The following is a 7,771-nucleotide window of genomic DNA, read 5'->3' as shown; positions in this document are numbered from 1 at the left end:
CGCTATGCTTCGGCTGCCGTCGTTTCGGGGAACTTGAGTTTTGCTTTGGAGAGCGATTTCGTCAGCATGTCTTCCACGATCTGCTCTTCCAGGTTCTTCGCCATCGCCAGCTCGCTTACCAGCAGGTAGCGCGCGCGGTCCAGCATCTTCTTCTCGCGGAAGCTGAGCGGCTTGGTCCGATTGAGGATGAGCAGGCTCTTCAGCACGCCGGCCACCTCGAGCAGTGACCCGGTCCGCATGCGGTCGGAGTTCTCTTTGAAACGGTCTTTCCAGTCGGCATTGTTCAAGCACTTGCCGTCGGTGAGGAAGTCCAGGATCTTCTGGATCTCGCCGTTCCGGACCACCCGCCGCAGGCCGACGCTCTCCACATTGTGGAAGGGCACCATCACCTTGAGGCTGCTGGCTTTGATCTTGAGGAGGTAGAATCTCTCGACGTTCGGACCCATCGTGCGGCTGGAGATCTGCTCGATCACGCCAACACCATGATTGGGATAGACGACCTTGTCGCCGATCTGGAACCCGTTGCTGCTGCTGCTCATGAAGGGCATCCTAGTGGGATAGTGGGGGGCAAGTATCGGGGGAACGACTAGACCCGATTATAAGCGAGAGTTGTGGAAAAGACAACTCAGGCTGCACCCGTGCTGGGGCAAAATCCAGCTAACTCCTTATGCCAGAGCAGGCTGAGGTCACAGGTTGATAACCCCTGCCGGTGAGCTGGCGTATAATCCCACGTATTCCAGCGTTCTGCCTCCAACCGCCGGGAAAAAAGCAGGAACCTCCCAAAATGACTCAGCACGTTTGGAAAAAGCTCGAGGACGAGATCATGACCCTCGAGCACGAGCTCACTCATGAGCTGCCCAAGGAACTGAAGAAGGCGGTGGCCATGGGTGACTTGAGCGAGAACGCCGAGTACCACATGGCAAAGCAGCGCCAGGAGTTCGTGCGTGCCCGCCTGGGCCAGCTCAAGAAGCGTATGGGCGAGCTGTCGCTGGTCAATCTCAAAGACATTCCCAAGGACAAGGTCGCGTTCGGTTCGACCATCAAGATCTACGACTCGACCAAGGATGAAGAGATCGAGTACAAGCTCGTCACCAGCGAAGAAGCCGACGTCACCAAAGGATTGATCTCGACCACCTCACCCATCGGGCGCAGCCTGATGGGTAAGAAGAAGGGCGATACGGTGACGGTGGTGACGCCGACGGGAAACCGCGAGCTCGAGATCCTGAAGCTGAAGACCATCCACGACGAGGCGGGGAGTTAGCGGTGAGCTGGACAGGGGCATTCGGACGGGCGTCCCGCGTGGTGTTATATGCCATCGTCCGCGGGCTTGCGCTCACGCGCATCTCGCCCAATGTGCTGACCTTCCTCGGGCTGGTGATCAACGTGATCGCCGCCGTGCTCTTCGGTTTCGCGAACGCTGATAACCAGCAGCGCATGTTCCGCTACGCCGGCCTGGTGATCATCGGCGCCGGTATCTTCGACATGGTGGATGGCCGCGTGGCGCGTGCCACCGGGCAGGTCACTCAGTTCGGCGCATTCTTCGATTCGGTGATCGACCGTTATAGCGACGTCGCGCTCTTCTTCGGACTGCTGGTCTACTACGCGCGCGCCAACCGCTTTTTCTATCTTGTGCTTACCGCGCTGGTGATGGTCACCTCAGTCATGGTGAGCTACACACGCGCGCGCGCCGAATCGCTGATCGGGACGTGCAAGGTGGGGTTCATGGAGCGCCCAGAGCGCATCGTGCTCATCATCATCGGCGCATTGTTCAACAAGATGGCGCCCGTCCTCTGGGTTCTAGCGGTGCTTTCCACCATCACCGTGATCCACCGCATCGCTTTCACCTACCAACGCACGAAGCGTCTTGACGAAAAACAGCAGGCACCGAGCGCCGGCGCGCATGCGGAGCCCTGGCCGGCGAAGTAGGCGTGGTTCCCTTGGGTTTGCCGGCATCGCTTTTCAAGTTCCGTTTCCTGCGCGGGCAGATATAATCGCGTTCCCCCGTCTGTGAGTCTGATGACCCGAGCAGTCACCGCAAAAGCTAAAAAGGTCCTGGTAGTCGAAGACGAACCTGCGCTGCGGAAGCTGCTGGTCAAGGCACTGGACCGCGCCGGCATGACGGTGACCACCGCCGAAAACGGCGTGGAAGCGATGCAGCAGCTGCGCAAACGCAAGTTCGACGTGATGCTGCTCGACGTCTGGATGCCGCGCATGAACGGGCTCGAGGTACTCACGCAACTGCGCTCGCGTCCGATAAAGCCGCGCGTAGTGGTGATGACCGGCGACAATCGCCCGGAAACCCTGCTCACCGCGGTGCGCGCGCAGGTCTATCAATGCATCTCGAAGCCGTTCATCACCTCCGACGTGGTGTCGGTGGTGGAGAAGGCGGCGGCGCAGTCGGCGAGTGCGCCGGTGATCGAGGTCGTGTCGGCGCGGCCCGACTGGGTGGAACTGCTGGTACCGTGCGAGCGTGAGTCGGCCGAGCGCATCCACGAATTCATGCTGCGATTGAAAACCGACCTGCCCGAAGACGTGCGCGACAACGTGGGACAAGCCTTCCGCGAGCTCTTGCTCAACGCGGTGGAGTGGGGTGGCAAGCTCGACCCCTCGCTCTATGTCCGCATCTCGTACTTGCGCACCAAGCGCATGCTGCTCTATCGCATCTCCGATCCGGGTACGGGTTTCCGTTTCGAAGAACTGGACCACGCGGCGTGCTCGAATCCGCCGGAAGATCCCGTGCACCATGTGATGGTGCGCGAAGAGAAGGGCCTGCGTGCGGGCGGTTTCGGACTGCTGATGACGCGCGCGATCGTTGACGAACTGCTCTACAACGAACAGCAGAACGAAGTGGTCTTCATCAAGTATCTCGACTGAGCGCAGTCTGCGCGAGCCGGTTACAATCCCAAACGTGAGCACACTTCCGATCCTACTGGTGCACGGGGGCGCGTGGGCGATCCCCGACGACATGGTCGAGGCGCATCTGCGCGGAGTGCGGGCCGCCGTGGCGGCCGGATGGCGCGCCATCGAGCAAGGCGCGTCAGCGCTCGACGCCGTCGAAGCGGCCCTCGTGGTGATGGAAGACGACGAGACCTTTGACGCTGGCCGAGGCAGCTTCCTTACCCGCGACGGCCGCGTGCAACTCGACGCCCTCATGATGGATGGCGGCACGCTGCGGGCCGGCGGTGTGGGATGCGTGGAGCGTATCCGCAACCCCATCCGCGCTGCCCGCAAAGTGCTGGAGGAAAGTCCGCACGTCTATTTCGTGGGCGAGGGCGCGGAGCGTTTCGCGCAGGAGCACGGCATCGAACTCTGCCGCAACGAAGAGTTAGTCATCGAGCGCGAGGTGCGGCGCTTGAAAGAGTTCCAAGCGAATCCGACCTCCGACAGCGAGCAGGAGATATTCACCGCTGACCTGGTCGAAGGGAATCCCGGCTCGCCCGCGACCTCGCACGACACGGTTGGGGCAGTGGCGCTCGATGCGGCCGGGAACATCGCGGCGGCGACTTCGACCGGCGGCACATTGAACAAGGCTCCGGGTCGCGTGGGAGATTCCTCGCTGATCGGCTGCGGCTGCTATGCCGACAACCTGAGCGCAGCGGTATCTACGACCGGCTGGGGCGAGCCGATGATGAAGCTGGTGCTAGGTAAGTGGGCGGCCGACCTGGTCGCGGCCGGCAAACCGCCGGACATGGCCGCGCCAGCGGCGATCACGTATTTGAAATCGCGGCTGAACGGGCACGGTGGCATGATCCTGCTGGACGCGAAGGGCCACTACGGCATCGCACACAACACGCCGCGCATGGCGTGGGCACGCAAGAGCGCCGCGGGCGAGGCTGCGGGCATCCAAGTGTGACGTGCGAGCCGCGGATCGGTAACCGCGGTACTAGGCTGATTCAGCATCTTCTTATCTTGCCACCCGAGTAGTACCTGATATACAACGTTCCCCACCTTTACTTCCCCAGCGAGTGGATCCGGGCGCAGCCTGCGCCATATGAGGGTTGGAGCGACTATGAAAACGACATTGCGAATCGTCAGTGTGTTGTGCGTGCTGCTGCTGCTCACGTGGAACGCGCCGGCGCAAGATGCGTCCACCGCCCAGTTGCATGGACTTGTCCGCGACCCCAAAGGCGCGCTGGTGCAGGGCGCGAAGGTCACGGTGAAGGATGAACAGCGCGGGCTAGAGCGCACGACGACGACCGACCAGAACGGCGAGTACCAATTGCTGCAACTGGTGCCGGGACGGTACACCGTCTCGGTGGAGGCGCCCGGATTCGCTAAGTGGACTTCGAAGGACGTGATCCTCACGATCGGGCAGGCCGCCGAGCTTCCGGTAGCGATGTCGGTGGAGTCGGCCACGGCCGAAGTAACAGTGTCGGCGGAAGCAGAACTGATCGAGACGCAACGCAGCTCCGGGACCACGACCATTGGCCAGGACAAGATCGAGAATCTGCCGATCAACGGCCGCAATTACATCAACTTCTCACTCACCGATTCGCAGGTGGCTCGCGACACCGCGCCTTCGATCGGCGCGGCGCCTACCTCGGGCTTGAACTTCAACGGACAGCGCGCGCGCAGCAACCTGGTGAACATGGACGGCGCGGACAACGTGGACGCTTCGGTCAACGGCATCCGCTCCACCGTCTCTCAGGATGCGGTGCAGGAATTCCAGATCATCAAGGACGGATACGCCGCCGAGTACGGCCGCGCCTCCGGTGGCGTGGTGAACATCATCACCAAGTCGGGCTCGAATGCGTGGCACGGCTCGGCCTTCGGCTATCTGCGCAATCGCAACCTCCAGGCGCAGAACCCATTCACCAACGTGCCTGATCCTGCCTACACGCGCGCGCAGTATGGCGCGGCTTTCGGCGGGCCCATCGTCAAGGACAAGACGTTCTACTTCGTCTCTTACGAAGGCACGCGCCGGCACGAGACCGGGTTCTCGACCATGGGCGACGATTGCAACGGGGGCGTAACGTGTTTCGGCCTGGTGACAACCGATGTCTCCAGCAAATTCCTGGCACCGGCGGGGAGCTTCGTGATCCAGGCAACGCCGGCGCAGGCAGCGGTGCTGGCCGCGCTGCCTCCAAGCGCGACGTCGCAGGCGTATTCGTTCTTTGTCGGCTCCGCTTCCGCGATCGGCCTTTACGGCACGATGGTGGGGAACACCGGAAGCATCGGACTGAACAACACCCTCTTCAATCTCTTCGGTGGTGCTACCCCCAACTTCGCCAGCAGCTGCAACATCGTCACGAACATCCTGTGCCACGGCCTGCCCGGGCAATACGCGCCGTTGAACCTGCAACGCGGCAACTATCCGGTGTTCGAAGGGACGAGCCTGTGGTCAGCGCGTATCGACCATCACTTCACCAACAACAACACCGCCATGCTGCGGGTAAACGTCTCACCCTCGACGCAGACCGGCATCCAGGTGAATGCGCAGAACCAGAACTTCGGACAGAACGCTTACTCGCGCACCTCGATCCAGACTTATCGTGACGCCGCCGGGACAGCGCAGGATACGTGGCTCATCGGCAGTAACAAGGTGAACGAGTTCCGCTTTCAATACGCCCGCCGCGGACTCAAGTATGACTTCAACACGCTGATCCCGGAGGGCGGCGACGTCGCGGTGAACATCGCGGGCTTCGGATTCATCGGCCGCGAGCCGTTCTCAGTGGTGGACCGGGTGGAGCAGCGTTGGCAGTTCGCCGACAATTTCTCCTGGGTGCATGGCAATCACACGGTGAAGTTCGGCGCCGATTTTCAGTACATCCCGGTGGACGCATCGTTCACCGTGAACTTCGGCAACGTCTACAACTTCGGCGCGCTCTCGGGCACGCAGATCGGCTTCCCGGGATTGCCGGGCATGTCGCCGGTGCAAGCTTACGGCTTTGGCGTACCGTCGACGATGGTGCAGGGCATCGGCAACCCGCGCGCGTCCTTCAATGTGAAGCCGGTGGGTTTCTACATCCAGGACAGCTGGCGCATCCATCCGCGGCTCACGATGAACATCGGCGTGCGGTATGACGTGGAGTTTTCAGAGAAGAGTGCATTCCCGAACACCTTGTCGGCGGATTCCTACGCTGCGCTTGGGATCCAGAAAGGATTCGGCACCGACGCCGACAACATCGGGCCGCGCATCGGCATTGCGTGGGACCCGTGGGGTGACGGCAAGACCGTGGTGCGGGCAAACTACGGCATGTTCTACGACAACCCGCTGCTCGGTCTGTTGTTCCTGGGCAGCGCGACCGATGGCGTGGGCACGCCGCAGCTGATCCTGTTCGGCGGTTCACCTTGTAACAGCGTGGCGGTGCCGAGCCCGCTCAACCTGAACGCGACGAACGTGTTCCAGGGCATCTTGGGAACAAGCCATTGTCTGCCCCCGGGCGCGGCGACGAACATGGGCTACCTGCCCAACCAGCAGCAGTTCGATTCTTTCGATCCCACCTCTTCGTTCATCAACCAGAACTATCTTGACCTCGCCGGCGGCACGTTCCAGCCGCTGTCGATGCAGCCCTTCGGTTTCCCCGAGGGCGAGGGGTTCGAGCACGCCTACACGCAGCAGGCCGGCTTGAGCGTCGAGCGCGAACTGGGGCGCGACTGGTCGCTCAGTGTGGCCTACAACTTCGCGCACGGTTCGCACCTCAATCGGCCGATCAACGCGAATCCGGTGCGGGGCGATCTGTTGGTGCAGAACTGGTACCGTGCCGTGTTCATCGATGGTGTGCCGATCACAACGAGCCCGCTGTCGATCACGACTTGCGACCCGGCGCACAACATCTACCCGGCGGCGCTGACGAGTTTCTTCCGTCCGTCAGGGCTGAATCCGTCCCTAGCTCCGGTGTTCGGTGCTGGGTGTACGGCGGCGGCGGCCGCATTCCTCGTGAGCCAGGGCCTGGGGACGAATGCTCCGACGTGCGCGATCAGCCCGCAGTGCATCCCGTTCAGCGACATGGTGGCGAACTACTCGAATGGCAGCTCGGTGTACCACGCCCTGACCACGAACCTGAAGAAGCGCATGGGCAACCACTGGGAGATGCTGGCCTCGTACACCTGGTCGCATACCATCGACGATTCGACCGACCTGCAGTCACTACTCTCGCCGCAAGACAGCTACTTCCCCTACAAGGAGCGGGCGAACTCGACCTTCGACCAGCGGCATAAGCTGGTGGTCAGCGGGATCTACCAAAGCGGCCGTGTGGGTGAAGGATTCTGGGGACACGTGTTCAGCGACTGGACGATCGCGCCGCTGATTGAGATCGCTTCCGGACGGCCGTTCACGATCCTGACGGCAGAGCCGGTGAACTTCCAGTTCTCGCCGAACTCGTCGCGGCCGAACATCGTGCCGGCGGGCACAGCAACGAACTCGTGCGGCTTCGCGGCGCAGGCCTCGACCTACTCGCCGACGGGCTTCTTCCAGACGCCATGCTTCATCAACGCGGTGATCGCCGGTGGTGGCACGTTGAGCCTCGACCAGCTCGACGGCAACCTCGGACGCAACACTGCGACCAAGCCGATGACGGTGTTCAACGACATCCGCGTCGCACGCCGCATCCATCTCAGCGAGCGCGTGAAACTAGACGCCATCGCGGATATGTTCAACATGGTCAACCGCTTCAACGTTGCGGACGTGAGCCCGCTCTGCTCCTCGACCTCATGCACGGCGGGGACGCCGAGCGCGGCCTTCGACCCGCGGCAGATCCAGCTCGGACTCAAGCTGACCTGGTAACTAAGCCGATCGAGTGACACGTGACGGGCTCCGGGTGACCGGAGC

The 7,771-nt window shown here is 62.1% G+C and carries 6 protein-coding genes; 5 read left to right on the top strand and 1 reads right to left on the bottom strand.

The annotated features are described in order from the left end of the window. Positions 1-2 precede the first annotated feature (2 nt). A complete protein-coding gene (locus tag M3P27_09835; GenBank protein MDP9268606.1) occupies positions 3-539 on the bottom strand; it encodes a CarD family transcriptional regulator in 537 nt (178 codons plus the stop codon). 245 nt (positions 540-784) lie between these two features. Between M3P27_09835 and greA the strand changes: the two genes are divergently transcribed. From greA to M3P27_09810, 5 genes are all read left to right on the top strand, one after another. Further along, positions 785-1,261, top strand: coding sequence for a transcription elongation factor GreA (greA, locus tag M3P27_09830; GenBank protein MDP9268605.1), 477 nt, complete (start codon positions 785-787; stop codon positions 1,259-1,261). Between the two features lie 2 nt (positions 1,262-1,263). Further along, complete coding sequence (locus M3P27_09825) at positions 1,264-1,926, top strand: CDP-alcohol phosphatidyltransferase family protein (protein MDP9268604.1); 663 nt, start codon at positions 1,264-1,266, stop codon at positions 1,924-1,926. 90 nt (positions 1,927-2,016) lie between these two features. Continuing rightward, a complete protein-coding gene (locus tag M3P27_09820) occupies positions 2,017-2,874 on the top strand; it encodes a response regulator (protein MDP9268603.1) in 858 nt (285 codons plus the stop codon). A gap of 34 nt (positions 2,875-2,908) precedes the next feature. Continuing rightward, complete coding sequence (locus M3P27_09815; protein ID MDP9268602.1) at positions 2,909-3,853, top strand: isoaspartyl peptidase/L-asparaginase; 945 nt, start codon at positions 2,909-2,911, stop codon at positions 3,851-3,853. A 156-nt stretch (positions 3,854-4,009) separates the two neighbouring features. Next, on the top strand, positions 4,010-7,726 hold the full coding sequence (locus tag M3P27_09810; GenBank protein MDP9268601.1) for a TonB-dependent receptor: 3,717 nt from the start codon (positions 4,010-4,012) through the stop codon (positions 7,724-7,726). Positions 7,727-7,771: the final 45 nt, after the last annotated feature.

This window comes from Acidobacteriota bacterium (assembly GCA_030774055.1).
Classification (GTDB): domain Bacteria; phylum Acidobacteriota; class Terriglobia; order Terriglobales; family Acidobacteriaceae; genus JACPNR01.
The sequence above is the reverse complement of the archived record's forward strand: the minus strand, read 5'-3'. Positions and strand labels throughout refer to the sequence as shown.

Coding starts and splice junctions, on each gene's coding strand:
- M3P27_09835 (MDP9268606.1), bottom strand. CDS start 539: ATGAGCAGCAGCAGCAACGGGTTCCAGATCGGCGACAAGGTCGTCTAT.
- greA (MDP9268605.1), top strand. CDS start 785: ATGACTCAGCACGTTTGGAAAAAGCTCGAGGACGAGATCATGACCCTC.
- M3P27_09820 (MDP9268603.1), top strand. CDS start 2,017: ATGACCCGAGCAGTCACCGCAAAAGCTAAAAAGGTCCTGGTAGTCGAA.
- M3P27_09810 (MDP9268601.1), top strand. CDS start 4,010: ATGAAAACGACATTGCGAATCGTCAGTGTGTTGTGCGTGCTGCTGCTG.